Origin of the sequence: Algibacter ulvanivorans, from assembly GCF_048381495.1 — a bacterium.
Classification (GTDB): Bacteria; Bacteroidota; Bacteroidia; order Flavobacteriales; family Flavobacteriaceae; genus Algibacter_B; species Algibacter_B ulvanivorans.
Map to the genome: position 1 here is coordinate 1 of NZ_JBLWGD010000042.1, position 339 is coordinate 339.

At 45.7% G+C, this 339-nt stretch carries 1 protein-coding gene; it reads left to right on the plus strand.

What is annotated here, in order from left to right; genetic code table 11:
• Positions 1–339 (plus strand): Ig-like domain-containing protein (locus ACNG5D_RS15905; protein WP_418184514.1); only part of this gene is annotated, 339 nt, incomplete at both ends.

Here is a 339-nt window from a genome sequence, read left to right on the forward strand (position 1 = left end):
CTCCAGTAGCGGACGATGAAACGATAGGCAATGCGACGATCAACACGGATGTACCAGTTAACGCATTAGATGGGGATAACGATCCAGATGGCGATAACAATAACATGGTGATTACGGAAGTAGACGGTACACCAATCAGCGTTGGTAACCCAGTAACTTTAAGTGACGGTAGTGTGGTGACATTAAACCCAGACGGCACATTAAGTGTAACTCCAGTAACGGATAGCACAGAACCAATCAACTTCACCTATACGGTAGAAGATGAAGACGGCTTAACGGATCAAGGTCAAGTCGCTATCACATTCGATCAATTACCTCCAGTAGCGGACGATGAAACGA